General features: G+C 71.7%; 23 protein-coding genes, 1 tRNA gene and 2 pseudogenes. 13 read left to right on the top strand and 13 right to left on the bottom strand.

Annotation, left to right across the window (positions count from 1 at the left end; all coding sequences use genetic code 11):
- Positions 1-84: 84 nt before the first annotated feature.
- Positions 85-161 (top strand) — tRNA-Thr (locus tag ACSU53_RS13810).
- 314 nt (positions 162-475) lie between these two features.
- Here ACSU53_RS13810 and ACSU53_RS13805 read toward each other — a convergent pair.
- From ACSU53_RS13805 to ACSU53_RS13790, 4 genes are all read right to left on the bottom strand, one after another.
- Positions 476-1,054, bottom strand: a complete 579-nt coding sequence (locus tag ACSU53_RS13805; protein ID WP_437027699.1) for a hypothetical protein — start codon at positions 1,052-1,054, stop codon at positions 476-478.
- Positions 1,055-1,284: 230 nt separating this feature from the next.
- The gene (locus ACSU53_RS13800; RefSeq protein ID WP_437027697.1) at positions 1,285-1,563 is read right to left on the bottom strand and encodes a hypothetical protein; all 279 of its coding nucleotides are present in this window, start codon (positions 1,561-1,563) and stop codon (positions 1,285-1,287) included.
- Positions 1,564-1,890: 327 nt separating this feature from the next.
- A complete protein-coding gene (locus ACSU53_RS13795; protein WP_432054522.1) occupies positions 1,891-2,421 on the bottom strand; it encodes a hypothetical protein in 531 nt (176 codons plus the stop codon).
- A gap of 160 nt (positions 2,422-2,581) precedes the next feature.
- On the bottom strand, positions 2,582-3,058 hold the full coding sequence (locus tag ACSU53_RS13790; protein ID WP_437027695.1) for a hypothetical protein: 477 nt from the start codon (positions 3,056-3,058) through the stop codon (positions 2,582-2,584).
- A 585-nt stretch (positions 3,059-3,643) separates the two neighbouring features.
- Between ACSU53_RS13790 and ACSU53_RS13785 the strand changes: the two genes are divergently transcribed.
- Positions 3,644-4,009: an excalibur calcium-binding domain-containing protein gene (locus ACSU53_RS13785; RefSeq protein ID WP_437027693.1), complete on the top strand. Its 366-nt coding sequence runs from the start codon at positions 3,644-3,646 to the stop codon at positions 4,007-4,009.
- Between the two features lie 14 nt (positions 4,010-4,023).
- Here the strand turns inward: ACSU53_RS13785 and ACSU53_RS13780 are convergent, their stop codons facing one another.
- On the bottom strand, positions 4,024-4,608 hold the full coding sequence (locus ACSU53_RS13780) for a GNAT family N-acetyltransferase (protein WP_437027692.1): 585 nt from the start codon (positions 4,606-4,608) through the stop codon (positions 4,024-4,026).
- Between the two features lie 94 nt (positions 4,609-4,702).
- Here ACSU53_RS13780 and ACSU53_RS13775 point away from each other — a divergent pair, with 94 nt between their 5' ends.
- Both ACSU53_RS13775 and ACSU53_RS13770 read left to right on the top strand, forming a co-directional pair.
- Positions 4,703-4,930 (top strand): hypothetical protein, encoded by a 228-nt coding sequence (locus ACSU53_RS13775; RefSeq protein WP_437027690.1) that lies wholly within the window; start codon positions 4,703-4,705, stop codon positions 4,928-4,930.
- A 478-nt stretch (positions 4,931-5,408) separates the two neighbouring features.
- Positions 5,409-6,221 (top strand): annotated as a pseudogene (locus ACSU53_RS13770) (AfsR/SARP family transcriptional regulator); the annotation flags it as partial.
- A gap of 101 nt (positions 6,222-6,322) precedes the next feature.
- Here the strand turns inward: ACSU53_RS13770 and ACSU53_RS13765 are convergent.
- Positions 6,323-6,628: a hypothetical protein gene (locus ACSU53_RS13765; RefSeq protein ID WP_437033494.1), complete on the bottom strand. Its 306-nt coding sequence runs from the start codon at positions 6,626-6,628 to the stop codon at positions 6,323-6,325.
- Positions 6,629-7,097: 469 nt separating this feature from the next.
- Between ACSU53_RS13765 and ACSU53_RS13760 the strand changes: the two are divergent.
- Positions 7,098-8,390 (top strand): annotated as a pseudogene (locus tag ACSU53_RS13760) (NACHT domain-containing protein); the annotation flags it as partial.
- On the opposite strand, the gene ACSU53_RS13755 reads toward ACSU53_RS13760, so the two are convergent.
- Positions 8,391-10,082: a bifunctional 3'-5' exonuclease/DNA polymerase gene (locus ACSU53_RS13755; protein ID WP_437027688.1), complete on the bottom strand. Its 1,692-nt coding sequence runs from the start codon at positions 10,080-10,082 to the stop codon at positions 8,391-8,393.
- A gap of 419 nt (positions 10,083-10,501) precedes the next feature.
- Positions 10,502-11,296, bottom strand: coding sequence for a Clp protease N-terminal domain-containing protein (locus ACSU53_RS13750; protein WP_437027686.1), 795 nt, complete (start codon positions 11,294-11,296; stop codon positions 10,502-10,504).
- A 48-nt stretch (positions 11,297-11,344) separates the two neighbouring features.
- Here ACSU53_RS13750 and ACSU53_RS13745 point away from each other — a divergent pair, with 48 nt between their 5' ends.
- Positions 11,345-12,559 carry a DUF2786 domain-containing protein gene (locus tag ACSU53_RS13745; protein WP_437027684.1) on the top strand — a complete coding sequence of 405 codons (1,215 nt, stop codon included), beginning with the start codon at positions 11,345-11,347 and terminating at the stop codon, positions 12,557-12,559.
- A gap of 22 nt (positions 12,560-12,581) precedes the next feature.
- Here the strand turns inward: ACSU53_RS13745 and ACSU53_RS13740 are convergent, their stop codons facing one another.
- Both ACSU53_RS13740 and ACSU53_RS13735 read right to left on the bottom strand, forming a co-directional pair.
- Positions 12,582-13,115, bottom strand: coding sequence for a DUF4232 domain-containing protein (locus ACSU53_RS13740; RefSeq protein WP_437027682.1), 534 nt, complete (start codon positions 13,113-13,115; stop codon positions 12,582-12,584).
- 347 nt (positions 13,116-13,462) lie between these two features.
- Entirely contained in the window at positions 13,463-14,065 is a 603-nt protein-coding gene (locus ACSU53_RS13735; RefSeq protein ID WP_437027680.1) for a hypothetical protein, read from the bottom strand.
- A 566-nt stretch (positions 14,066-14,631) separates the two neighbouring features.
- Between ACSU53_RS13735 and ACSU53_RS13730 the strand changes: the two genes are divergently transcribed.
- On the top strand, positions 14,632-14,916 hold the full coding sequence (locus ACSU53_RS13730; RefSeq protein ID WP_192230729.1) for a DUF397 domain-containing protein: 285 nt from the start codon (positions 14,632-14,634) through the stop codon (positions 14,914-14,916).
- A gap of 370 nt (positions 14,917-15,286) precedes the next feature.
- Here the strand turns inward: ACSU53_RS13730 and ACSU53_RS13725 are convergent, their stop codons facing one another.
- Complete coding sequence (locus ACSU53_RS13725; RefSeq protein WP_437027678.1) at positions 15,287-15,808, bottom strand: ATP-binding protein; 522 nt, start codon at positions 15,806-15,808, stop codon at positions 15,287-15,289.
- A 343-nt stretch (positions 15,809-16,151) separates the two neighbouring features.
- Between ACSU53_RS13725 and ACSU53_RS13720 the strand changes: the two genes are divergently transcribed.
- The 6 genes from ACSU53_RS13720 (at position 16,152) to ACSU53_RS13695 (ending at position 21,974) form a co-directional block, all read left to right on the top strand.
- Complete coding sequence (locus ACSU53_RS13720) at positions 16,152-16,976, top strand: helix-turn-helix domain-containing protein (RefSeq protein WP_437033188.1); 825 nt, start codon at positions 16,152-16,154, stop codon at positions 16,974-16,976.
- Between the two features lie 79 nt (positions 16,977-17,055).
- Positions 17,056-18,516: an aldehyde dehydrogenase family protein gene (locus tag ACSU53_RS13715; RefSeq protein WP_437027676.1), complete on the top strand. Its 1,461-nt coding sequence runs from the start codon at positions 17,056-17,058 to the stop codon at positions 18,514-18,516.
- A gap of 248 nt (positions 18,517-18,764) precedes the next feature.
- The gene (locus ACSU53_RS13710) at positions 18,765-19,316 is read left to right on the top strand and encodes a DinB family protein (RefSeq protein WP_437027675.1); all 552 of its coding nucleotides are present in this window, start codon (positions 18,765-18,767) and stop codon (positions 19,314-19,316) included.
- Between the two features lie 102 nt (positions 19,317-19,418).
- Entirely contained in the window at positions 19,419-20,060 is a 642-nt protein-coding gene (locus ACSU53_RS13705) for a PadR family transcriptional regulator (protein WP_437027673.1), read from the top strand.
- A 184-nt stretch (positions 20,061-20,244) separates the two neighbouring features.
- Entirely contained in the window at positions 20,245-21,219 is a 975-nt protein-coding gene (locus ACSU53_RS13700) for an ATP-binding cassette domain-containing protein (RefSeq protein ID WP_437033186.1), read from the top strand.
- Positions 21,216-21,974 carry an ABC transporter permease gene (locus ACSU53_RS13695; RefSeq protein WP_437027671.1) on the top strand — a complete coding sequence of 253 codons (759 nt, stop codon included), beginning with the start codon at positions 21,216-21,218 and terminating at the stop codon, positions 21,972-21,974. The genes ACSU53_RS13700 and ACSU53_RS13695 overlap by 4 nt, the downstream gene beginning before the upstream one ends.
- Before the next feature lie 90 nt (positions 21,975-22,064).
- Here the strand turns inward: ACSU53_RS13695 and ACSU53_RS13690 are convergent, their stop codons facing one another.
- Both ACSU53_RS13690 and ACSU53_RS13685 read right to left on the bottom strand, forming a co-directional pair.
- Entirely contained in the window at positions 22,065-23,474 is a 1,410-nt protein-coding gene (locus ACSU53_RS13690) for a glutamate decarboxylase (RefSeq protein WP_437027670.1), read from the bottom strand.
- A gap of 240 nt (positions 23,475-23,714) precedes the next feature.
- Positions 23,715-25,001, bottom strand: coding sequence for an ion channel protein (locus ACSU53_RS13685; protein ID WP_437027668.1), 1,287 nt, complete (start codon positions 24,999-25,001; stop codon positions 23,715-23,717).
- Between the last annotated feature and the right edge of the window lie 31 nt (positions 25,002-25,032).

Here is a 25,032-nt window from a genome sequence, read left to right as displayed (position 1 = left end):
CCGCCCCCAGGGCGTGTGCGAAGCACCCCTCGGAACTGTGTAGACTTACCGTCGTTGTCGATCGCACCATGGTGCGGACAGCGCGCCGCCTTAGCTCAGATGGCCAGAGCAACGCACTCGTAATGCGTAGGTCTCGGGTTCGAATCCCGAAGGCGGCTCCATCGGAAGCCCGGCTCGGACTATCTCTGAGCTGGGCTTCTTCGTTGAGGGGAGCGGGGAACGCCATCCTGACCGGGTGCACGGTACGCGCCCCCTTCTCGGCGGGGAGAGTCTGAGGCGTGAGCCACGGCTGGCGCTCCCGGTACAGGTTGCTCGTGTTGTCGGCCGACCAGTGCCTGCCGATGCCGTGTCGTTCAGACCACCGACAGGGCGTCGGGCGGATGCAGAAGCTGAGCCGGACAGCAGGGAGGGGCGGCGTCGATCGTCGTCCCAAACTGCGTGAAACTCGGCCGACGAGTCGTTATTGGCTGTGCATTCACAGCGTGCATCCCGCTTTCTTCATTCCTTCCGGTAGATACGACTTGGCGAAGTCTTCGAGTTCCTGATGCTTTGGCTCGTCCGTTTTCACGCTCAAGATCACATCCAGGATGTAGTAATCCTGCTTTCCGTATCCGGTGCAGGCGTTCATGGAGATGAGCCAGTCATCGGTGGTTACGGTGTCGTCGCCGACCGCAGCCTTCTTGGGGTTTTTTGCGCTGTCGGGATCGTCATCGACAACGAAATCCCAGACGTCGAATCGATTCTGGCGTCGGTGCTCCTGGAGTATGAGAGATGTATCGTTGTCCACGGATATGCGGCACATGGACTGCACGTGATCGTCATTTCCGGCTACGGCCTCGAATTGCTGACCGGAAGGCAACAATGGTTGCAGTGCGACAGGATCAATTTTTCTGCCGCAGATATCATGGGGGAGTTCGTATGCGGTAGAGTTGCTGCATCCGGCTATGGAAAGGAGCGACAACGCGAAAGTCGGCGACAGTAGAAAAGCGGAACGTCGGGATCTGGTGTGCGTTCTGACGTGACTCCGCTGGTCTGCTTGCCGCGTCTTTTTCATGCTGTACCCCCGTGGGTGGGCGCCCCCCCACGTCATTGTGCTGGGCCAGTGAATGTGTGAAATGTGTGCCGCCGTCGGAGAATGTCATTTCGTGCATCCCATATTCCGCATTCCTTCCGGCAGGTAGGCCTTGGCGAATCGCTCCAGTTCGCGAGTTTTCGCTTCGTCGACTGCACCAGCGGATATGATGACGTCCAGAATGTGATACTTTCCCCGCCTGGGGCAGGGGTTCATCGCAATGAGCCAGTCGCGCGAGCCCATTCCGCGCCGAGCTCGTTGAGTTGTTCTACGCGTACGCTGAAGTTGCTCCTATTGTCCAGTTCCCGATTGCCTTCGATGCGTTCTTCTTCGTCTTGTTGCCAGGCGTAGGCCGCCGCATCCACTCCTCGCTGCACGGCGTCACCGACCACCGGGATGAAGTTGGCCGCGCCCCCGAAGCCGTGATAGGCCCATTTCGCCGGCCAGAACGGATCCTCCTTGTCTGTTTCCTTCGTTGGTGTCCGCGTCACTGGCGGTCTGGTGCACGTCTGCGGCAAGGGCTACGACTGGAACCCCCAACCGCGCTGAACTCCGCAGTCGCCCGGCCCCGCCGCTTATCTCCCGCAAGGCCCACCGAACATCAAGGGCCTGGGCAAGCGCCGGTGCGTGGTGGAGCAGACCTCCGCCCTGCTCCACCAGCTCACACGCCTCGCTGGCCGCTGGAACGAACGCTGCACCGAACTGCACGCCGCGTTTGTCTCCCTGCCTGCGGTCTGATCTGTCGGCGATGCCTCAAGAAGGCCCGATCATGATGGTGTTACGAGCTCCTAGTAGGGTGACCGGTCAGATGTTCTGGCTCACTCCGTGCAACCCATCTTTTTCATGCCTTCAGGAAGGTATGAACGAATGAACTGCTCAAGGTGCCTTGACGTTTCCTCGCCGGCCTTTGTTGCCAAGGTCACGTCCACGACGTAGTAGTCCATTTTTCCATGCCCCGTGCATGCGTTCATCGATATCAGCCAGTCATCGGAAGTTACGGTATCGTCCCCCACGGCTGACTTTCTGGGGTTCTTGAAAAGACGGGCATCCGCCATAACAAATTCCATGACGTCGAATCTGTTCTGGTTGCGAAGCTCGCTGATGGCGAGTGTGTCGGCCTTGTCCACGAAGATGTGGCACGCAGACTCAAGATCGTCATCTATCGTGTGCTCCGCCTCAAATTCCGCCCCCGAAGGCAGCAAAGGCTCGAGTGAAGAGGGGTCGATCTTCCGGCCGCAGATCTCGGAAGGGATTTCGTACCCAGCTGCACTGCACCCGGAGATGGTGAGTGACAAGAGAGCGAGGCTCGATGTCAGAATGAGTGCCGAATTGGCCGTCTTGTGCTTCATTCCGGTGTGATTCCTGCTACTCCGTTTGCAGTGAGGTTGCCGCTGAAAGCGCTGCTGCCGATTTCGTGCTTCCAGATCTTTTTGTTTCCTTGCGACACCTTAACGCATTGGGTGAGGAATGGTGCCGCGTGAACCCCGATCACGAATTTAGCCGAGAATTTCAGGCCTCCGCGGACTTGGGGGCGTAGTACTCGTTGATCCGCGACACCGTCATCAGGTCACCCGTGGCGTTCCGCATGCCGGTGACGACGTGTTCCTCGTCCTTGGCGTGCTGGGCCCGGGTGAAGTCCAGGTGGTTGGAGATGTGGGCGCACGCTTCCTTGAGGGTGCCCGACTTGGTGTTCCAGGCGTCGTGCAGTGCGGTGAGCGCGGAGCCCATGTCCAAGCCGTCGTTGAAGAGATCGATGGAGGCCTTGAACGTGCTCGGCCGCGCGAGGTCGCCGTCGACCGTCAACCTCTCGCGCAGGTCGTAGGCCATGTTGCCCAGTTTGCCCAACTGGTCGTCGTGCACCACGAGATCGGGTGCTGCGCCCCCGCCGCCCTGGCCCGGATCGGGAGCGACCCGGTTCAACTGCATGGACGTCGCCTGCTTCTGGGCGACCTCGGCCTTGATCTGCTCCCATTCGTCCCACGCCATGCGGACGAACCCCCTCCCCGTGCGTGTCCACTCCATCGGGTGAGGGCCTGCGCGCCCCCAGCCGGCTTCGAACACTCTGTCATGTGGCGCGGAGGGTCACCTGTTCGCGGTCTTCGGTCACGGCATCTTCACAGCTCGGAGGGGTCAGTCGGTCCGGGAGACGGTCGTTCCGGGCGGGAGGCGCGGCACGTCGGCGGGAGAGGGTCCGGGAGTCCGGCGGAGGAGGACTCACGGGGTCCGTTGAGGATGGGAAGCCATGTCGTGGGGCTGAGTCGATGCGTGTGACCTCCGGGGGCTGCCGCGCCGGACGTGCGGCTTGGAGTGGGCGGTGCTGCACTGAGGAGCAAGGCTGGTCGATCCCTTGAGGTGATGTCCATGACCGACGGCAGAAGACGGCGCGGGCTTGTGTGGCGGGTGCGGCGGTGGTGGGCGGGAGCGGGGTGTGCGGCGCGTGCGGGGGCGTTGCTGGTAGGGGTGCTGGGGGTGTTCTTGCTCTTCGGTCTGGTGGGCGCAGTGCTGGAAACCGTGGGGCCCGGTGGGGGTGAGAGGGAGCCGGATCGGGCACCGTCGCAGAGCCGTGAGCCGGTGCGTGAGACCGGCAAGGGCGGCAAGTCCTCCGAGCCCGCACGGTCCGCACCTGCCGCGGTGAGCAACGACCCGGCCTCCGAGTCACCCGGCAGCTCGGTGCGGCCGACGGCCGAGGTCCGGGTGACGGAGGCTCCCTCGGTGACGGCCACGGAGACCGTGGAGGTCACCGAGACGAGGACGCGTACCAGGGGCGAGACGACGGCGCCGGCCCCGGAGGACGACGCCTCCGGGGTGTACTACGAGAACTGCGACGCGGCACGGGATGCCGGGGCGGCCCCCGTGCATGCGGGGGAGCCGGGCTACGGCTCGCATCTCGACCGGGACGGGGACGGCGTGGGGTGCGAGCCGTACGCGGGACCGTGACAGGGGGGGCCGGCTCAGGACCGCAGGTCCCGGCGCATCAGGATGCGGGGGTGGCCGGCGAGGACGGAGGTGGTGTCGGCGGTGTGGACGAAGCCGGCGCGTTCGAAGTTCCTGCGGAGGCCGGCGTAGGCCATGGTCAGGTCGACCCGGGCGTCGCCGTTGTCCAGGGGGTACGCCTCGACGACGGGGGCCCCGTGGGCGCGGGCGAACTCCACGGCGCCGTCGATGAGGGCGTGGGAGATGCCCTGCTTGCGGTGACCGGGGCGGACCCGGATGCACCACAGCGACCACACGGGCAGGTCGTCGACGTGCGGGATCTTGCGGTTGCGGGCGAAGGAGGTGTCGGCGCGCGGAGCGACCGCCGCCCAGCCGACCGGCTCGTCACCTGAGTAGGCGATGACTCCGGGCGGGGGATCGGCGCGGCACAGGTCGGCCACGTAGGCGCCGCGGTCCGGGCCGCGCAGGCCGTTGTTGAGTCTGGACGGGATGCGGTAGCTCAGGCACCAGCAGACGCTGGCCGTCGGCGACTTGGGGCCGAGTACGGCCCGCACGTCCTCGAACACCGATGCCGGGCGCACCTCGATCGTCTCGGTGGTCATGGCACCAGCTTGGCACGGCAAGGCTGCGGCGGCAGGTGGTTCCGTCGCGGGCGTCCCACGTGCGCACCCGTTGATCACGCCGCACTCTGGTCCCATGGCCGATGCACCGACGATCGTGATCTACCCCCCGGCCTCCGACGGCGGGCGGCGGGTCCGCGCGGGCGGGCAATTCCTGGGCATGGCGTACGGGCTCCTGGACGTCGTCGAGTTCCTGCGCCTCGCGGGGCTGGAGAACGTGGACGACGACTGGGTGCGGCAGACGGCCTTGATCGAGTGGCGGGGCGGGGGCGCCGGGAGTTGGGGGGAGCCCTCTGGCGCGTGACCGGCTGCGCGCGCCGGGAGGCGGCACGGATGGCGTGGCCGAGATCCGCGTAGGGGTGCGGGGTGGGGTGGCTGGAACCGTGCGGTGAGAGGGGCGTGTCACGCGTCGCGCGTCGCCGTGGGTCGGTGGCCGGTGGGCCGGTGGGCGGGGGTGCCAGGGAGACGGCCGACGTGCGCGGAGAGCGGTGAGGGGCCGGGGACGAGGGGCCCGGCCGTTCACCTCTGCCGACCGGGAACCCTCGCGACCGGACCGGGCCGCAGCGGCGACACTCCCCCGAGTTGCGCGTGCGACGCGCGCACCCCTGGGCCGGGTCCGATGATGTGATCACATCAGATCTTGCCAACGGATCGCTAACATGGGGCCGATGGTTCAGCGTCGGTCCCCCGTTGCGCCGTCCCGCGCCGGTCGGCCGGCACGGAACGACGGGGTGGGCGAACGGGCCCCGGCTGCCGGGGCGGAAAGGCAGCGGTGCGACGGGGTGGTGCGGTGTGAACTCCGGTTCGGGCTCCTGGGGACGCCGGTGCTCCACCGTCCGGCGCCCGGTACGACCGGGCACTCGGTGCAGGAGGTCGGCAGCCCCAAGCTGCGGATCCTGCTCGCCGCGCTGTTGCTCGGCGCCGGCCGGGTCGTGTCCGTCGGCGCACTGAAGGACGCCCTCTGGGGCGGGGCCCCGCCGCCTTCCGCCCACCCCTCCCTCCACAACCACGTGGCCCGGCTGCGCCGGATGCTGGACGCGCCGGACCGCCTGGTCACCGGGCCGACCGGTTACCTGCTGCGGGTCGGTCAGGGCGAACTGGACGTCCACGTCTTCGACGCCCTCACGGACACCGCCCGCGCCGCCCACACGGCGGGGGACGGGGAACGGGTCGTGCGCGCGTGCACGGACGCCCTCGCGCTGTGGCGAGGCGCGCCCCTGGCCGGACTGCCGCCCGAGGTGGGCGGCCACGCCCTGGCCCGGCGGCTGAGGGAGGCGCGGCTGCTGCTCCTGGAGTGGCGCTACGACGCCGAGTTGGGCTTCGGGGGCGATCAGGGCCGGCTGTCCGACCTCGTACCGGAGTTGACCGCGCTGGCCGCCGAGCACCCGTTGCGCGAGGCGTACCACCGTCAGCTCATGCTCGCCCTGCACCGCACCGGCCGCCGGGCGGAGGCGCTGGCCGTGCACCGGGACCTGCGTGCCCGTCTGGTGGAGGAGCTGGGCATCGAGCCGGGGCCGGAGGTGCGGCGGGCCCATGTGGAGGTGCTGCAGGGGACGGACACCGTCCGGAGCGAAGCGTGGCCCGGTGCCGCTCGGGTTCCGGCTTCGCCGGGGGTGGGGGCGGGGGCGGGGGTGGCCCTGCGGTCCCGGATGTCTTCGGGGGGAGGACCACCCCCGTCCGGTCCCGGCGGCGGGGATCAGCCGAGGGCCGGTGACCGGGCGCGGACGGGCAGCACCGACGGCGGGGGCCGGCAGGCGTCCGCGGGGGTGGTGCCGGTGAGGGATTCCCGGCCCCGGTCGTCGCTTGCTCCGCTGATCGCCTCCTTCCTGGCCTCGTCCCCGGCCGCCGTGCGTGCTCCGGCCGTGCCGGCCGCCGCCGGCTCCACGACCGCCTTGGCCGCCGCGGTTTCGTCGGCCTCGTCGGCCTCCACCGCCGCGGAGGTGCCGGCCTCCACCGCCGCGGCCTTCTCGGCCTCCACCGCCGCGGCTTTCTCGGCCTCCACCGGTGCAGCTGCCTCATCCTTCCCGGGCGCCTCGGCATCTCCGCCCACGTCAGCGGATGTGCCTGCGTCTGCGGGTCTGCCTGCGTCAGCGGCTGTGCCGACGTCAGCGGCTGTGCCTGCGTCAGCAGGTCTGCCCACGTCAGCGGATCTGCCTGGGGACGCACACCCCGCTGCGGCAGGGGGCGGCCCCTGGTCCCGGTCCGCCGGCCGGGGCGGTTCCGTTGTGCAGTCGTCGGCCTCGACGCTCCCGGCGGCGTCGCCTGCGGTCCCGTGCCCGGTCGCCTCCTCCCCGGCCGAGGACACACGCCGCTGCGCCGCCGACTCCGGGGCGGCACCCGTGACGCGGCCCGCGCAGCTCCCGCCGGCTCCCGTGCCGTTCGTCGGGCGCGCGAAGGTGCGGGACGAGGTGTGCCGGGTCCTTGCCTCTCCGACAAGGCGGAGCGGGGGTTCGGTGTCCTCGAACGCATCCCCGGTGGCGGTCATCAGCGGGACGGCGGGGGTGGGGAAGAGTGCGCTCGCGTGGTGGGTGGCGCAGGAGCTGGCGAAACGTTTTTCCGATGGGCAGCTGTACATCGACCTGCACGGGTCCACCCCGGGGGTGACGCCGCTCGCCCCGGCCCAGGCGCTCACCGCCCTGCTGCGCGATCTCGGGTGCGCTCCCTGCGACATCCCCGACCAGCCGGAAGCCGCCGCCGCGTTGCTGCGTTCGCTGCTCGCACCGACCCGCACGCTGCTGGTCCTCGATGGTGCCGCGCACGCCGCCCAGGTCCGGCCCCTGCTGCCCGCGGGCCCCGGGTGTGCGGTGATCGTCACGAGCCGAACGCCGCTCACGGCGCTCGACGGTGCCGCCCGCTTCCCCCTCGGCCCGCTGTCGGACGAGGACAGTGCCGCCCTGCTGCGTGAGGTCTCCGGCCGGGACGTGCTCGACGCCGGGCACCCGCTCGTGCCCCTCACCGGGCGGCTGCCGCTGGCACTGCGGATCGTCGCGGCCAGGCTGAGGGCCCGCCGGGCGCTCACACCGGAAACCCTGGCGGACCAACTGGCGGAAGGTGCGAGCCGGTTGCCGCACCTGGAGTACGACGACCTGAGTGTCCGCGGGTCCCTTGCGGTCACCCACGACGCACTCGCGGCCTCCGAGCGGGAGACCGACCGGGACGCGGCGCTCGCCCTGCGCCGCATCGGGGCGCTCGACCTGCCCGATTACGGGGTGCCCCTGGTGGCCCGTCTTCTCGGAACCGACGACCTGCGCGCCGAGGCCGCGCTGGCCCGGCTCGTCGACGTGGCGCTGCTGGAGGAGACCGCGTACGGCCGGTACGTTCCGCACGACCTGGTCCGCGACTACGCCCGGGAACTGGCCGACGAGGCGGCCCGTCGCGACCGCGAGCGCCGCCGTGCGGACCATTCCGACCGTGCCCGCGACCCTGCCCACAGTGATCCCGACCGTGCCGGTGACCAGGGCCATGGCAGGGGGCACGGCCAGGACCACCAAAACCATGACCGACGTCGCGACCGTGATCCGGACCGCGGCCATGACCAGGGCCGCGGCCATGATCAGGCCCGCGGTCACGACCGGGACCGTGACCATGGGCCCGATGGCGGACGCGTGCCCGGGGCGACGGGGGAGCGGGCCGGAGGACGTACCCGTGTCCATCCCCGCTCGCCCAGGGGGCGCCGGGCGCCGGCCCGGCCCCTCACCGACCGGGCGACGGGCGGCGCGTCCGGCGCCGAGGGCGGGGACGTGGACCGGTCCCGCTCCCGCTGATCACTTGGCGTCGGCGTAGCACTCGACCACGGCCGTAGTGAAGGGGAACCGTACCGGTGTGTCCCCGAAGGTCAGCCGGCCGGCCAGATCGGCTGCCTCCCGGATGGCGGCCACCACCGCCTCCGCCTCCTCCGCCGGGCAGTGGACGATCACCTCGTCGTGCTGGAAGAAGACCAGCTCGGCCGCCTTGTCCGCCAGGGCTTGCCGCAGCGCGGCGAGGAGCAGCAGGGCCCAGTCGGCGGCACTGCCCTGGACGACGAAGTTGCGGGTGAAGCGGCCCCGGGCGCGGGCGTCGGTCGAGGCGTAGCCCGGCACCCAGGGGCGGGCCTCGGACGTCGCTTCGTCCTCCCCGAGCGGGATGCCGGCCTCCTCCACCGCGTCGTCGGACGTACGGGCCGCGGGCGGGCAGGTGCGGCCCAGCCAGGTCCGTACGAGTCTGCCCTCCTCACCGGCGCGGGCCGCCTCGTCGACATAGGCGACGGCCCGCGGGAAGCGGCGTCTGAGGGCGGCGAGGTTCTTCAGGCCGTCGCCGGACGTCTGGCCGTACACCGCACCGAGGACGGCCAGCTTGGCATGGTCCCGGTTGCCGGAGAAGGCCCGGTCGGACACCTCCTGGTACAGGTCGCTCGCGCGGCCGGCGACGTCCATCAGCCCGGGGTCGCGGGAGATCGCGGCGAGGACGCGCGGCTCCATCTGGGCGGCGTCGGCGACCACGAGCCGCCACCCGGGGTCGGCGACGACGGCGCGGCGGATGACCTTGGGGATCTGGAGGCCGCCCCCGCCGTTGGTCACCCAGCGTCCGCTGACGGTGCCGCCGGCGAGGAACTCGGGCCGGAACCGGCCGTCCCGGACCCAGTCCTGCAGCCAGGACCAGCCGTGCGCGACCCAGATGCGGTACAGCTTCTTGTAGGCGATCAGGGGCTTCACCGCCGGGTGGTCGACGGACTGCAGCTCCCACCGCCGGGTGGAGGTGACCTTGATGCCGGCGCGGGAGAACGCCTTGATCACGTCGGCCGGCAGGTCGGGGCGGACCCGGTGGCCGAAGGCGTCGGACACCTCCTGGGCCAGTTCGGCGAGCCGGCGGGGCTCGCCGCCGCCCGCGTACCGCTCGCCGAGCAGGTCGTGCAGCAGGGCGCGGTGCACGTCCGCCCGCCAGGGCAGACCGGCCTGGTTCATCTCGGCCGCGACGAGGGTCCCCGCCGATTCGGCGGCCACCAGCAGGCGCATCCGGTCCGGGTGCGCCGTCGCCCCGGCGCGGCGCAGCTGCTCCGCGTGCACCGCGAGCAGGTCGGTCAGCGGGACGTGGACCCCGTGCGGCTCGAACAGCGTGGACTGCGCCCCCGGCTCGGCCGTGCGCTGCGGCGGGTCGGGCGGTACGGGGCCCCCGCGCAGCCGGGCCAGGGCGGCCGCGGCCGAGCGGGGTTCCCCGTACCGGCCCTCGTGACCGAGCAACAGCGTCTCGGCGACCTCGATGTCGTAGCACCGCTCCACTCGCACCCCCGTGGCGAGCAGGCGCGGGTAGACCTCGGCGGTGGACCGCCACACCCACCGCGTGACACCGGGACGCTTCCGCACGGCCTCGGCGGGATCGGCCTCCCGCCGCACCGGGCCGTCGGGCAGCCCGTCCGGACCGAGGGAGGCGACGTCGACGCCACCGTCCTCGGCCGGAGCGAGCGCCCAGTGGCCGGTCATGCTGTGAGTGTGGCAGGGGGGTCTGACATCGCCCGCCGAGGCGCTGCTGAGGCGCTGCTGAGATGCGGGCGCGGCCGAGGCGCTTTCGGGACTACGGTGCCGGGCCCACGTTCCTGGCCCACGTGCCGGGCCCACGTTCCGGGCCCAACGGTTCCCTCCCCACCCCCCCCCGGGCCCACGTTCCGGGCCGCCGGTTCTGGGTTCACCCTCCGGCCCCCTGTTCCGTGCCCGGCCCATGACCGCCGGGGCTGGTCCGTGACGCCGGCCGGGCGGTGCCCAACCGCTTCGGACCGGCGTCGCCCGGCCGGCGTCACCGGTGCCGGAGGGGTCCGCCCCCGGTCGTGGCCGCCTGGTCGGGGGCCCCTGCGACCGGTGCCGCCAGCCGGCGGGACAGCCGGCCGCCGGGACCGGACCGCCTCCTACTTCCCCTCCCCCTGCTCCTTCTCTTCGCCCGCTTCTCCTGCTCCCCCTGCTCCCGTTGCCCCTTCTTCCTCGTGCGTCTCGATGAACTGCGCGAGCAGCTCGGTGATGTACCGCTCGGTGGCCGCCTTCTCGATGCCGAGGCCGCTGAGGAGGCCCGTCCCGTTCTCGTGTTCCAGCAGGGCCAGCAGGAGGTGCTCGGTACCGACGTAGTTGTGGCCCAGCCGCAGGGCCTCACGGAAGGTGAGCTCCAGGACCTTCTTGGCCGCCGGACCGTACGGGACCAGCTCGGGCCCCTGCCCGGCGGCGGGCGGGAGCGCCGCCCGGGCGGCCTCGCGGACCGTGTTCAGGGTGACGCCCTGCTCGGTGATCGCCTTGGCAGCCAGTCCCTCGGGCTCGGCGAGCAGGCCGAGGACCAGGTGCTCGGGCAGGCTCTCCGCGTGGTGCGCCGCCTTGGCCTCCTCGTGCGCCGCCACGACGGTCTGACGGGCGCGCGGGGTGAAGCGGCTGAAGCCCTGGTTCGGGTCGAGGTCGATGCCCTCCTTCGGCACGAAGCGCTTCTGCGCCGCCTGCCGGGTGACGCCCATGCTCCTGCCGATGTCGGTCCAGGAGGCACCCGACCGACGAGCCTGGTCCACGAAGTGCCCGATCAGGTGGTCGGCCACTTCACCGAGGTGCTCGCCCGCGAGCACCGCGTCCTGGAGCTGCTGGAGGGGCTCTTCGTGCACCTTCTTGATGGCCGCGATGAGGTCGTCGAGCCGCACGGATGACTTGATGGTGGGGTTCGTCGTCATGTGTCAACCGTAAGTTGACAGTGCCGAGGTGTCAACCATCGGTTGACAATGGGGGGGGCGGTGTGCGGGGCGTGGCACGATCGGACCGTGAGTACGTCCAGCACCGTCGACCGCGCCTTCCGCGCCGCCCTCTACGACCCGGCCGACACCGCCCTCGACACCGGCGCCTCGCTCCTCGCCGCCGATCCCGCGGTGGACGCCGAACTCGCGCGGCGCGGCGAGGAGTTCGTGGCGGCGGCCTGGCGCCGGGGCTGGCAGCCCGCCGATGTCGTACGGATCGTGCGGCGCGAACTGGACGAGACGTGTGTGCGGCTGGTGTCGGCCCTCATCCGTGGGCAGGCGCCGCAGGACCGGGCTCGTGGCCCCCGCTGGCGGGCCCAGCTCGACGACCTGACCACCGAGCCCGCGCCCCGCACGGACCGTTTCTCGCACGCCACGGCCGTGCTGGAGCTCTACCGACTGCTGCTGCGGCTTCCGGCCCTGGAGGCGCTCGACGAGCCCCCGGCCGGCTCGGGCCCGTCGCGGGGCGGCGCATCACGGGGTCGCGCATCGCGAGGGCACTCGTCGCGAGGTGACGCGGAAGGAACGGCGCCGGAGTCGCGCATGCTCACGCGCATCCGCGCGCTGCTGGCCAAGGCGGAGGCGACCGGGTTCCCGGAGGAGGCGGAGGCCCTGAGCGCCAAGGCGCAGGAGCTGATGGCCCGGCACAGCGTCGACGAGGCGCTGCTCGCGGCCGGTGCGCCGACGGCGGAGGCGCCGGTGGGCTGCCGCATCGGGGTGGACGCACCCTACGAGCAGACCAAGGCGGTCCTGCTGGACGCGGTGGCCGCCGCCAACCACTGCCGGGCGGTGTGGAACGAGGCTCTCGGGTTCAGCACCGTGGTCGGCTTCGCCTCCGACCTGGAGGTCGTCGAACTCCTCTACACCTCCCTGCTCGTGCAGGCCACCACGGCCCTGACGAAGGCCGAGGCGGCCCAGCGTGCGGGCGGGCGGAAGCGGACCAAGACCTTCCGGCAGTCCTTCCTCGCCGCCTACGCCCACCGCGTGGGCGCTCGCCTGACGGAGGCCGCCGGCACCCAGGTCACCGACGACCTGCTGCCGGTGCTGGCCTCCCGGGAGGCGGCGGTCACCGAGCGGCTGGACGACCTCTTTCCCGAGACCACGACGACCCGGCTGCGCGGGGTGAGCGACGCCGCGGGCTGGGAGGAGGGCGTGCGGGCGGCGGACGACGCCCGGGTCGGGGCGCGCCCGCGGCTTCCCTGAAACCGCCGCTCGCGGGCGGCCGTCAGTCGCCCGTCTGCTGGTAGGCGCTCACCGAGACCTGGTGCTCGCCGTCGTCGGTGATCGCGATCCTGCCGTAGGTCCAGCGGATCCGCCGGGTGTCGGTCCCGGGGGACAGGCGGAAGTGCAGGTGGCCGGGGTTGAAGGAGGGTCCGCGCACGTAGGTGACGACGAAGGACGTCGTCTCGCCGTGGGCCAGGGTGACATCCCGGGGCTTCGCCCCCTCGACCAACGGCACGTCGGCCGTCTCGGAGTCGCTGACGCCTGCCAGGACGACCTCGGGGGTGCTGGGCAGGACGCAGGGGTCCCCCTGGTTCAGGACCGTGAAGGGAACCTCACCGGTGTCGCCGTCGGCCGGAGCGACGCTCGCGGCACCGGCCTCCACGCGCACCTGGCCGATCGTGCACGCGGCGGCCGCCCGGTCCGTGCTCTTGCCGTCGCCGTCGCCGCCGTCGGCCCCGCCGCCGCTGTCGCAGGCGGACAGCAGCAGGAGGGAAGCAGCCGCGAAGGCGGTGGCGGTGACGGGCAAGGCGCGCATGAGGGTCCCCCCGGGGATCGGTGGCGGTGAGCACCGATCATCACGCACACGGACCGCGGCGCGCCGCCCGGCCCGGCGAAGTCCACCCCATCGGCGTCCCGCCCGCGCGTGAGGAGCCGGCGCGCGGGGAGCCGGACTCGGCTGCCCCGGAAACCCGCTCGGCCTGCGGGCCCCAGGAACCGGCCCTTCCGTCGGGGTGCGGCTGGCAGGGCGTGTCTTAGCTGGCAGGGCGTGTCTTAGGGGAGCGGCCCTTGCGTCGGGGGCCGGCCGGCAGGGCGTGCCCCAGGAACCCGCCATCCCTCCCGAAGCTCCGTCGCCAGGACGTGCCGCACCCTAGGAGCCGCGCCCTAGGAGCCCAGCCCTTCCGTCGGCAGTCCCGTCGGCAGGCTGCCGCCCTCGGCCTTGGTGTACGTCTCGGTGCCGAGGGGCCCGTCCCACGTGATCTTGAGGGTGGACCCGGTCACGGAGTCGACCGTCCCCTGGGCCCGGTCGTCGTTGCCGTCGCCGCAGTCCAGGGAGACGGTGTGCGATCCGTCGGCCTGCCGCGCGGTGCCGCTGCAGACGGTGCCGCCGGTGGCGAAGAGTCCGGCCTGTTCCCCGGTGACGACCAGGGCGACGGCCTTGCCCCCGGTCGTGGCGAGCCAACTGCCCTCCAGCTCGCCGGCCGGGGCGCCGCTCGCGTCGCCCGAACCGTCCGGCGCGCCCGAACCCCCCGTTCCGCCACCGGAGCCGGCGGTCGCGGTCACGGACGGAGTGGCGTCGGACCCGGCGTCGTCACCGGAGTCCCCGTCGGAGCTGCACGCGGTGAGGAGGAGCGCGGCCACCAGGCCGGAGCCGGCCACCGCGAGGCGCATCCGCCGCCGGGCGGTGACGGTGGCGGTGGTGCGGCCGGTGCCGGCGGGGGCGCGGCTGCCTGCCGCGCGGGAGACGGCCCCGGGCCCCGGTGCCACCGACGACGCCGCCTGTGTCGATGCCCCGGTCGACGCCGCTGTCGACGCCCCGGTCGAGGCGGGCGCCGGTCCTGGTGCCGCCGACGTTGACGCTGCCACTGGTGCCACCGACGTCACTGCGAGCCCCCTAGCGGTAGTGGCCTGAGGTGGAGTGGCCTGGTGCGGCCGAAAACGACGCAGCCAGCTAACAGGACCCGCCCCGGAGCCCACCAGGGGCAGTGACGCAGGTCGCATTCCGGGGGTGGGAAGCGTCACGCGCCACGGGGGTCGCGAATGCGCGGAAAGGAAAACTGGGCACGTTCACAGGCATAAGAACGGCACATAAGGAAACACGAGGGAACACGTGGGCCCGTGCCTGCGTCTCATAGGGGGCGGGGATGCCGCGCGGTGGGTCCGCCGGGAGCAGGAGACGCTCGGACCGGGCCCGTCGCGCCTGTAACCGCAGGAACACCCGCCGTGCACGTGCATCTGCCCATGCACCTGCACGTGAAACAGAGCTATGATCCGGGTCAGTTGACCAATGCATCAATGGCCACTTCAGCCAGTGCACCACCGGGGAGCGACCTGTGGACCACGACGTGTACGACGGTGACGTGTACGACGGTGCCGACGCGTCCGGCGTGTACAACGGCATGGCGGCCACCACGCTGGACGGCGTGGCCTGGCAGAAGAGCCGGCACAGCAACTCGCAGGGTTCCTGCGTGGAGTTCGCCCGGTTGCCGGGCGGGGACGTGGCGGTGCGCAACTCCCGTTTCCCCGACGGCCCCGCGCTCGTCTACACCCGCGCGGAGATCGAGGCGATGCTGCTGGGCGTGAAGGACGGCGAGTTCGATCACCTGGTCGTGGGCTGACCCGCGGCGGGCCGTTCGGCCGGTCGGACCGAACCGCCCGGACGGCCGCACGGCCACGCGCGCGTCCGGTCCACGGTCCCGGCTCGAACAGCCGAACCCCCGCACCCGCACCAGCACCCGCACCCCACCCCCACAGCCGGATGCGGGCGCACCCGCCGGCGCGACGCTCTCCCGCCACCGCATCGAACCCCGCCCTCAGCCGCCCGACGGCCGCCCCGCCCGCGGTGCCTGATGCCCCGGTCGGCCCCGCTGCGCCTGAGGCTCCCGCCTCTCCCGCTGCTCCCGCCTCTTCCGGTGTCCCCGTTGCTTCCGCTGCTCAGGGGGGCGGTGACGCGCGTAGAAGCGCGGCGCCATGATGCGGGGCCGTTCATCATCCGGGGATGGGGTGCGCGCCGTCGCCCGGACAGGACAGCCGGAACAGTGCCCAGACGACCTTGCCGTGGAGCGCGCCCGCCATGGGGTGCCAGCCCCAGCCGTCGCTGAACGACTCGACGAGGAAGAGTCCGCGCCCCGATTCGGCGGCGAAGTCGTCCGAGTCGCGGGCCACCGGGCTGTCGTGGCTGGGATCGCGCACCGCGCACACCAGGCGTTCGGTCCACCGCATCAGGTGCAGCCGGACCGGCGGCTCCTGGCCGCACAGTCGTGACGCGTCGGCCGGCAGGGCGTGCCGCAGGGCGTTGGTGACCAGTTCGGACACCACGAGGCACACGTCGTCGAACCGGTGGCCGAGCTCCCACTGGTCCAGGGTCGTCCGCGTGAACCTCCGGGCGTCGCCCACCGCTTCGTAGCGAGCGGGGAGGGCGCAGGAGGCGGCGTCGGACACGGCCGCGGGGTCCAGCGGCGGAAGGCCCTGCCGTAACGGCTCGAGCATGGTCGATCCATTCGTCCCCATGCGAGGCACTCCCGGAAATTCGCGGTCCAAGCGAGGCGGCGGTGGTGCGGGACCATGGTTTCGGATGCGAACAGCAGATGCAAGGGCAGATGCACGTGCAGCTGACCGAAATGGCCCTGCCCGTACCGCTTGTTGGTCAATTTTTCCGTCATCTCGCTGTCCACTTCCGGCTGTCCTCTTGCCTCCGGGTTGATCCTTCCTGAACGGATTCCTTGGCTTGAATCCATTTCCGTAACCGGGCGAGTACAGCTCGGAGTGTTTTAGTGGCAGACTGCGGCGTCTGAAGACGTTGGGGAGGCTGGCGAACGTGAGCGCGGGAGAGCCGGGATCGGTGGTGCGGCGCATGCTGCTCGGATCACAACTCAGGCGACTGCGTGAGGCTCGGGGGATCACGCGTGAGGCGGCGGGCTACTCGATCCGCGCCTCCGAATCGAAGATCAGCCGGATGGAGTTGGGCCGGGTGAGCTTCAAGACCAGGGATGTCGAAGACCTGTTGACGCTGTACGGCATCACGGACGAGCAGGAGCGCACCTCGCTCCTCTCCCTCGCCAAGGAGGCCAACGTCGCGGGCTGGTGGCACAGTTACTCGGACGTGCTGCCGACCTGGTTCCCGACCTACGTGGGCCTGGAGGGCGCGGCGTCGCTGATCCGGGCGTACGAGGTGCAGTTCGTCCACGGCCTGCTGCAGACGGAGCAGTACGCCCGCGCCGTCGTCCGGCGGGGGATGAAGGGGGCGAGTGAGGCCGACGTGGAGCGCCGGGTGGCGCTGCGGCTGGAGCGGCAGAAGTACCTGGTCTCCGAGAACGCCCCGGACTTCCACGTGATCCTCGACGAGGCCGCCCTGCGCCGGCCGTACGGCGACCGCGAGGTGATGCGCGGCCAGCTCCAGCATCTGATCGACGTGTCCGAGCACCCCAACGTGCGGTTGCAGGTCATGCCGTTCAGCATGGGCGGCCACTCCGGGGAGTCCGGCGCCTTCACGATCCTCAGCTTCCCCGAGTCCGACCTGTCGGACGTGGTGTACCTGGAGCAGCTGACCAGCGCCCTCTACCTGGACAAGGCCGAGGACGTCGCGCAGTACGAGACGGCGCTCAAGGAGCTCCAGCACGACTGTCCGGGCCCGTCGGAGAGCCGGGACCTTCTCCGTGGACTCCTCCAACTCTCTTGAAACATAAGTACGATGACGTGCGATCAGACCAGCGGGTCGGTCCGGTGCCGGCTCCGGCAGCGAGGGATTGAGGGATCACATGTCGTCGTACTTCACCGACCTGGCCCAGCAGTACATTGACGGTGAGTGGCGCCCGGGCACGGGCTCCTGGGACATCATCGACTTCAATCCGTACGACGACGAGAAGCTGGCGTCGATCACGATAGCCACGGTCGACGAGGTGGATCAGGCGTACCGGTCGGCGGCCCGTGCCCAGAAGGAGTGGGCGGCCACCAACCCGTACGCCCGCCGGGCGGTGTTCGAGAAGGCGCTGAGGCTGGTCGAGGAGCGCGAGGAGGAGATCTCCGAGGCGATCGTCGCCGAGCTCGGCGGCACGCGGCTGAAGGCCGCGTTCGAGCTGCACCTGGCCAAGGAGTTCCTGCGGGAGGCGGTGCACCTGGCGCTGCGTCCCGAGGGCCGGATCATCCCCTCGCCCGTGGACGGCAAGGAGAACCGCGTCTACCGGGTGCCGGTCGGCGTGGTCGGTGTGATCAGCCCCTTCAACTTCCCCTTCCTGCTGTCGCTGAAGTCGGTCGCCCCGGCCCTGGCCCTCGGCAACGGCGTGGTCCTCAAGCCGCACCAGAACACCCCGATCGTGGGCGGGTCCCTGATCGCGAAGATCTTCGAGGATGCCGGACTGCCCGGCGGGCTGCTGAACGTCGTCATCACGGACATCGCGGAGATCGGCGACGCCTTCCTGGAGCATCCGATACCGAAGGTCATCTCCTTCACCGGCTCCGACACGGTCGGCCGTCACGTCGCCACCGTCTGCGCCTCCCTCTTCAAGCGCTCGGTGCTCGAACTGGGCGGCAACAGCGCCCTGGTGGTCCTCGACGACGCCGACGTGGACTACGCCGTGGACGCGGCCGTCTTCAGCCGTTACGTGCACCAGGGGCAGGTCTGCATGGCCGCGAACCGGGTGCTGGTGGACCGTGCGGTGGCCGACGAGTTCACCGAGAAGTTCGTCGCCAAGGTCAAGTCCCTGAAGGCCGGCGACCCCAGCGATCCCGCGACCGTCATCGGCCCGGTGATCAACTCCCAGCAGGCGGACGCCCTGTCGGGCGTGGTCGAGCAGGCGCTCGCCGAGGGCGCGACGGCGCTCGTGCGGGGCGGGCGGACCGCCAACCTGGTCGAGCCGTCCGTGCTCACCGACGTCCCGGCCGACTCGGCGCTGCTGCGGCAGGAGGTGTTCGGCCCGGTGGTCTTCCTCGTCCCCTTCGACGGCGAGGAGGAGGCCGTGCGCCTGGTCAACGACTCCCCGTACGGCCTGAGCGGTGCCGTGCACACCGGGGACACCGAGCGGGGTGTGAACTTCGCCAAGCGGATCGACACCGGCATGTTCCACGTGAACGACGGCACCGTGCACGACGAGCCGATCGTCCCCTTCGGCGGCGAGAAGCACTCGGGCATCGGCCGCCTCAACGGCGACAGCATGCTGGACGCCTTCACCACCATGAAGTGGATCTCGGTGCAGCACGGCCGGAGCGGCTTCCCGTTCTGACGGTCGGACGGGCCGTTCCGGAGTCCCCGGACACCGGCTGCCCGACACCGAACCCCGAAGACCGAACCCCGAACCCGGAAGACCGAACCCGGAAGACCGAATGCCGGATACCGGTGCCCGGGCAACCGGGCCGGACCGGGTCTCCCGCACGGGCCATCGAGGACAGAAGCTGACCTCGATGGCCCGTAGCGTCCTTCGTGTCAGGCGGCAGGGAACTCCTGCACCCCAGCGACGGAAGGCGGACGGTCATGGTCACGCATGTGGGACCCGAGGAGCCCGGTGACGAGCGAGGGGCGCTGCTGGCCTTCGTCGCCGAGCAGCGCGGCGCGATCCGGCGCGCCCTGCTGGGGCTGACCGACGAGCAGGCGTCCTCCCGGCCCAGCGCGAGCGAGCTGTCCCTGGCGGGGCTGCTCAAGCACGTCGCCGAGGTCGAGCAGGGGTGGATCGCCCGGGCGAAGGGTGAGCCGCCGGCGGTCCACCGGGACGAGTCGAACTGGCACGAGTGCTTCCGGCTGACCGGCGACGAGACGGTGGCGGACCAGCTCGCGTACTACGAGAAGGTGGCCGCGGAGACGGAGGCGTTCATCCGCGCGGTCCCGAGTCTCGACGACACGTTCCTGGTCGCGAAGACGTCGTGGAACCCGAGGGACGAGTGGCTGTCGATGCGGTGGCTGTGTCTGCACCTGATCCGCGAGACCGCCCGGCACGCCGGCCACGCCGACATCATCCGGGAGTCCCTGGACGGCGCGACGGCCTTCGAGCTGGTGGCGCGGGAGCAGGGCGGTGACGACCGGGGGTGAGCCCCGGCGGCGGGCCCGGCAGCCCCGTGCCGGTCCCCGGGCCGGCGGCGCGGGGGCCGGGGCAGCGGCCGGGAGCACACCCGGGCGTCCTACGCTGGGCGCATGTCAGCGATCCGTCTCCTCGTGCTGGGCGCGGTGCGCCAGCACGGGAGGGCCCACGGCTACCAGGTCCGCAACGACCTCGAGTACTGGGGCGCGCACGAGTGGTCCAACGCCAAGCCGGGCTCGATCTACCACGCCCTCAAGCAGATGGCGAAGCAGGGACTGCTGTACGCGCACGAGATCGCCCCGTCGACGGCCGGCGGCCCGCCGCGCACCGAGTACGAGATCACCGAGGCGGGCAACGAGGAGTTCTACGCGCTGCTGCGCGCGGCCTTGGTCGACTACGACCTGCGGATGGACGTGAAGTCGGCGGCGGTCGGCTTCATCGTCGACCTGCCGCGCCAGGAGGCGGTGGAGCTGCTCCGGGAGCGGATCCGGAAGATCGAGGAGTGGCGGGCCACGGTCAGCGGGGAGTACCTGCCGGCGGGCGGCCCCGACGAGCTCGGGCACATCGGCCAGATCATGCGGCTGTGGGACAGCTCGGCCGAGGCCGAGGCGGTGTGGGCCCGTGAGCTGATCGAGAAGATCGAGTCCGGCGCCTACACCTTCAGCGGCGAGGGCGAGCCGTTCGTCGCGGTCCTGGCCGAGGGTCAGGAGAACCCGTACGGGCCGGGCGAGCCCCACCCCGGAGACGCCCGCTGACGGACCCCCACCCCGGAGACGCCCGCTGACGGGCCCCCGGCCCGGTGCCCGGTGGGACGGCCGGGGCATCGAGCGAGTAATCAAGTTTGACGAGTGGAGCGGACGGGCACTACCGTCCCGGGCTAGTAGTCAACCTTGACTAGTGGAGCGGTTTTGACCGGCAAGGAAGGGAGTCGCAGTGTCAGTGGCCGACACGGTGATCACCGTGGAACAGGCACGCAAGACGTACGGCGGCAAGGGCGCAAGGGATGCCACCCCCGCCCTGGACGGCCTCGACCTCACGGTGGCGCGGGGCACCGTGCACGGCGTGCTGGGACCGAACGGCGCGGGCAAGACCACCCTGGTCCGCATCCTGGCCACCCTGCTGCGCCCCGACGCGGGCCGTGTCGAGGTGGCGGGGCACGACGTGGTGCGTGACGCGTACGCCGTGCGGCTGCGCATCGGACTGCTCGGCCAGCACGCGGCGCTCGACGAGGAACTGGGCGGGCGGCAGAACCTGGAGCTGTTCGGCCGGCTGCACCACCTCGGCGCCCGCCGCGCCCGCGCCCGGGCCGACGAACTCCTCGAACGCTTCGACCTGACCCGCACCGGCCGCAAGGCGGTAGGGCAGTACAGCGGGGGCATGCGGCGCCGCCTGGACCTCGCCGCGTCCCTGATCACCGAGCCGGAGGTGCTGTTCCTGGACGAGCCGACGACCGGGCTGGACCCCCGCGGGCGGGCCGAGGTGTGGCAGTCGGTCCGCTCCCTGGTGGGCGGTGGCACCACGGTGCTGCTCACCACCCAGTACCTGGAGGAGGCCGACCAGCTCGCGGACCGCATCTCGGTCGTCGACGCCGGCCGGGTCATCGCCGACGGCACGGCGGACGAACTGAAGGCGGCCGTCGGCGGCGACCGCATCGACGTCGTGCTGCGCGACGCCGGACAGCTCGGCGCCGCCTCCGCCCTGCTCCCCGCGGCGCCCGGGGCGGTCACGGTGGACGCCGACCGCCGCCTGCTCAGCGCCCCCGTCACCGACCGCATGGCGGCGCTGACCGGCGTGGTCCGCGCCTTGGCGGAGGCGGGCATCGAGGCCGAGGACATCGCCCTGCGCAGGCCCACGCTGGACGAGGTGTTCCTGCACCTGACCGGGCCCGACGACCGAGTGGAGGAGCCCGCGTGATCACCTACGCACTGACCGACTCCTGGACCATGACCCGCCGCGAACTCGCCCGCTGGGGGCGCCGGCCGGTCGCCGTCGTGGTGAACCTGGTGTTCCCGGTGATGCTGCTGCTGATGTTCGGCTACCTGGTCGGCGGCGGCCGGGGCGTCGACGGCAGCTACCTGGACTTCCTGCTGCCCGGCATGCTCGCCCTCACCATGGCCTTCGGTCTGGAGGGCACGATGGTCGCCGTCACCCAGGACCTCGACAAGGGCGTCGTCGACCGCTTCCGCTCCCTGCCGATGGCCAACGGCGCGGTGCTGGTGGGCCGTTCGGCCGCCGACATGCTCCAGTCCGTGCTCGGCCTGGCGGTGCTCCTGACCGTCGCCGCCGCGCTCGGCTGGCGCCCCCACGGCGGCCCGGCGGCCTTCCTGACCGCCGTGGGGCTGCTCCTGCTGCTCCGCTTCGCCATGCTGTGGATCGGCATCCACCTGGCCCTGGTGGCCGGCCGGCCCGAGATGGTGCAGGCCGTGCAGATCCTGGTCTGGCCGGCCGGGTTCCTGTCCACGGCGTTCGCGTCGCCCGGGTCCATGCCCGGCTGGCTCGGCACCCTGGTCCAGTGGAACCCGATCTCCCACACCGCCGAGGCCGCGCGCGGCCTGTTCGGCCCGGCCGGGGAGTCCGGACACGTGTGGGCCGCCGCCGTCTGGCCGCTGGTCCTGCTCGCGGTGTTCTTCCCGCTCGCGGTACGGAGATTCACGCGGCTCAGCCGCTAGGTGTGCTGTCCCGGGACGTTGGTTACACGCGGGGCGAGGCCGGCAGGGAACCGGTACTGGTACCGGTCCCGGCCCCCGCCCCGGCCCCGGCTAGTGGTGGAAGCCGGTGGCCTCGTTCTTGTCCTGCACCAGGGGCTGCGGCTGCCGGCGCAACTGCGGGAGCAGCCGGCCGAGATCGTCGGCGAACAGGTCGGCGAGGTCCTCGGAGAAGCCGTTGCGGCACACCACCCGCAGCACCGACAGGTCCTCGCGGTTCGCCGGGAAGGTGTACGCGGGCACCAGCCAGCCGTTCTCCCGCATCCGCCGGGACACGTCGAAGACGTCGAACGCCGTGACGTCCGGTGCGGTGGTGAACGCGAAGACGGGCAACTCGTCGCCCCGGGTGAGCAGCCGGAAGTCGCCGAACGCCTCGATCCGCGCGGCGAGCCCCGTGGCCACGTCCCGCGCGGCCTGCTGCACCGCGCGGTAGCCGTTCCGGCCGAGGCGCAGGAACGTGTAGTACTGCGCGACGACCTGGGCGCCGGGCCGGGAGAAGTTCAGCGCGAACGTCGGCATGTCGCCGCCCAGGTAGTTCACCCGGAACACCAGCTCCTCCGGCAGGGCGTCCGCGTCCCGCCACAGCGCCCAGCCGACGCCGGGGTAGACCAGCCCGTACTTGTGCCCGGAGGTGTTGATCGACGCCACACGCGGCAGGCGGAAGTCCCATACCAGGTCCTCGTCGACGAACGGCGCGACCATGGCCCCGGACGCCCCGTCGACGTGCACGGGGATGTCCAGGCCGGTGCGCTCCTGGAGGTCGTCCAGCGCCGCGCACAGGTCCGCGATCGGCTCGTAGGACCCGTCGAAGGTGGACCCCATGACGCCGACGACCCCGATGGTGTTCTCGTCGCACAGCTCGGCCGCCGCCCGCGGGTCCAGGTGGAAGCGGTCGCCCTCCATGGGCACCTGACGGGCCTCCACCTCCCAGAAGGTGCAGAACTTCTCCCAGCAGACCTGGACGTTGACGCCCATGACGAGGTTCGGGCGGGCCTCGCGGGAGGGGTAGCGGCCGGCGTTGCGCCGGGCCCAGCGGCGTTTCATCGCCATCCCGGCGAGCATGCACGCCTCGCTCGACCCGGTCGTCGAACAGCCCACGGCCGCCGAGGGATCGGGCGCGTTCCACAGGTCGGCGAGCATCGCCACACAGCGCCGTTCCAGCTCGGCGGTGCGCGGGTACTCGTCCTTGTCGATCATGTTCTTGTCCCGGCACTCCGCCATCAGCCGCCCCGCCTCGGGCTCCATCCAGGTGGTGACGAAGGTGGCCAGGTTGAGCCGCGCGTTGCCGTCCAGCATCAGCTCGTCGTGCACGAGCTGATACGCCGTCGAGGGGGCCATGGGGGTCTCGGGCAGCCGGTGCTTGGGCGGCGCCTGGGTCATGTCGCCGACCGGGTTCGCCGCCCCCAGGAAGGGATTGACGGACAGGGGACGGTCGTCGTGCTGCGGGTGGTCGTGGAGCGGCATGAACACCTCCGGGGCGTGGGGCCTACGGGGACGAGAAAGGACGGGGTAGGACGAGACGGGACGGGGAAGGACGAGAAGGGACGGGAAAGCCGTGGGGACGGCGGCGGTGAGCCGCCGAACGCAGCCGGTGACGACGACGGCGCCGGGCGGCGCGGGCCGGGCCGGCGGACGCGCCGACCGGACCGGCCGCCACCGGACGGGCCCGGCCACGTCCCGGCCGCGACCGCTCCACGCCCCCGGTCACCGGACCGCCGTCCCGTCCGGCCGGAGCTGCATCTGCGGACGCCCCGTCACCAGCAGCCAGGCGGGCAGCGAGGCGATGCACAGCAGCGCGATGATCCCCGGCGAGGAGACCAGGACGGCGGCGACGAACAGGCTCACCCAGCCCTGCCGGGTGATGGCCAGCAGCAGGCCCAGGACCGCCGCCGAGACCCCCACCGCCGGGTGCACGGCGGGCACCAGGGCGTGCGCGCACAGTCCGAGCGCGGTGCCGACGAACACGGCCGGGAAGATCCGTCCGCCCCGGAACCCGCAGGACGCGGCGACCAGCAGGGCCGCCAGCTTCACCACCGCCATGACGGCGAACTCGCCCGCCGTCCAGCCGTCGGGGTCGCCCGCCAGCTCCGCGATCTCGTGCAGGCCCTTGAACAGCGTCAGATGGCCGCCCACCGCCGCCAGGGCGGCCAGGACGACACCGCCCGCGGGCAGCATCAGCATCGGGTGCCGGAGCCTGCCGAAGGCCCGGTGGACGTACGGGAAGGCCCGCACGGCGGCCATGCCGAGCAGCGCGCCCACCGAGGCGATGACGAGGGCCGCGAGCAGGTCGGCCCAGTCGGGGTGGCCGAAGGACGGCAGGTGCAGGTCGAAGTTGGGCCGGGAGACCAGGGTGACGGTGAGCGCGCCGGCGCCGGCCGCGGTGAGCGGCGCGAAGACGCCGTCCCAGAGCTGCCCCTTGAGCCGCTGCCCGGCCAGGGCCTCGGAGATGATCAGCGCGGCGGCCACCGGCGTGCCGAACAGCGCCCCGATCGTCGCCGCCTCGGCGAGCGCCGCCCAACTGCGTTCCGGGGCCGCCGGGAAGGCCCGCAGCCCGGCCCAGACGGCCAGCGAGACGTTGACGGCGATGATCGGGTTCTCGGGGCCGAGACTCGGCCCGCCCGCGAGCATCAGGGCGGTCGCCAGCAGCAGTCCCGGCAGCGCGGCGGGCGGCAGGACGGGGGCGTCGAGACCGGTGGTGGCGGGGTCCGGACCCGCGTGCCCGGGGACCTTCCACACCACCAGGCCCACGGCGATCCCGGTGGCGACGAGCACCACGGACATCCACAGCACGGAGTACCGGCCGACCCCGAGCGCGTCGGGCACCGTCCGCCACAGCACGTCCTGGAGTTCCTCGGCCCCGGCATCCACCCCCACCAGCAGCAGGCTCGCCGTCACGCCGACCAGCAGCGCCGGGAGGATGGACGGCAGCAGGGCGCGTGCCGGAGTCGCCGGAGCCGTGGCGGGTGTGTGCGGGGGACTGTCCTGGACCACGCGCACACGATAGACGGGTGAAAGCGGCAAA

It is taken from the genome of Streptomyces sp. enrichment culture (assembly GCF_964273255.1).
Lineage (GTDB): Bacteria > Actinomycetota > Actinomycetes > Streptomycetales > Streptomycetaceae > Streptomyces.
The sequence above is the reverse complement of the archived record's forward strand: the minus strand, read 5'-3'. Positions and strand labels throughout refer to the sequence as shown.

What these genes read in the sequence shown, in the direction of transcription:
- ACSU53_RS13805 (WP_437027699.1), bottom strand. Translation starts at nt 1,054, where the DNA reads ATGAAAAAGACGCGGCAAGCAGACCAGCGGAGTCACGTCAGAACGCAC.
- ACSU53_RS13795 (WP_432054522.1), bottom strand. Translation starts at nt 2,421, where the DNA reads ATGAAGCACAAGACGGCCAATTCGGCACTCATTCTGACATCGAGCCTC.
- ACSU53_RS13790 (WP_437027695.1), bottom strand. Translation starts at nt 3,058, where the DNA reads ATGGCGTGGGACGAATGGGAGCAGATCAAGGCCGAGGTCGCCCAGAAG.
- ACSU53_RS13780 (WP_437027692.1), bottom strand. Translation starts at nt 4,608, where the DNA reads ATGACCACCGAGACGATCGAGGTGCGCCCGGCATCGGTGTTCGAGGAC.
- ACSU53_RS13775 (WP_437027690.1), top strand. Translation starts at nt 4,703, where the DNA reads ATGGCCGATGCACCGACGATCGTGATCTACCCCCCGGCCTCCGACGGC.
- ACSU53_RS13755 (WP_437027688.1), bottom strand. Translation starts at nt 10,082, where the DNA reads ATGACCGGCCACTGGGCGCTCGCTCCGGCCGAGGACGGTGGCGTCGAC.
- ACSU53_RS13750 (WP_437027686.1), bottom strand. Translation starts at nt 11,296, where the DNA reads ATGACGACGAACCCCACCATCAAGTCATCCGTGCGGCTCGACGACCTC.
- ACSU53_RS13745 (WP_437027684.1), top strand. Translation starts at nt 11,345, where the DNA reads ATGGGGGGGGCGGTGTGCGGGGCGTGGCACGATCGGACCGTGAGTACG.
- ACSU53_RS13740 (WP_437027682.1), bottom strand. Translation starts at nt 13,115, where the DNA reads ATGCGCGCCTTGCCCGTCACCGCCACCGCCTTCGCGGCTGCTTCCCTC.
- ACSU53_RS13725 (WP_437027678.1), bottom strand. Translation starts at nt 15,808, where the DNA reads ATGGGGACGAATGGATCGACCATGCTCGAGCCGTTACGGCAGGGCCTT.
- ACSU53_RS13720 (WP_437033188.1), top strand. Translation starts at nt 16,152, where the DNA reads ATGCTGCTCGGATCACAACTCAGGCGACTGCGTGAGGCTCGGGGGATC.
- ACSU53_RS13715 (WP_437027676.1), top strand. Translation starts at nt 17,056, where the DNA reads ATGTCGTCGTACTTCACCGACCTGGCCCAGCAGTACATTGACGGTGAG.
- ACSU53_RS13710 (WP_437027675.1), top strand. Translation starts at nt 18,765, where the DNA reads ATGGTCACGCATGTGGGACCCGAGGAGCCCGGTGACGAGCGAGGGGCG.
- ACSU53_RS13705 (WP_437027673.1), top strand. Translation starts at nt 19,419, where the DNA reads ATGTCAGCGATCCGTCTCCTCGTGCTGGGCGCGGTGCGCCAGCACGGG.
- ACSU53_RS13690 (WP_437027670.1), bottom strand. Translation starts at nt 23,474, where the DNA reads ATGCCGCTCCACGACCACCCGCAGCACGACGACCGTCCCCTGTCCGTC.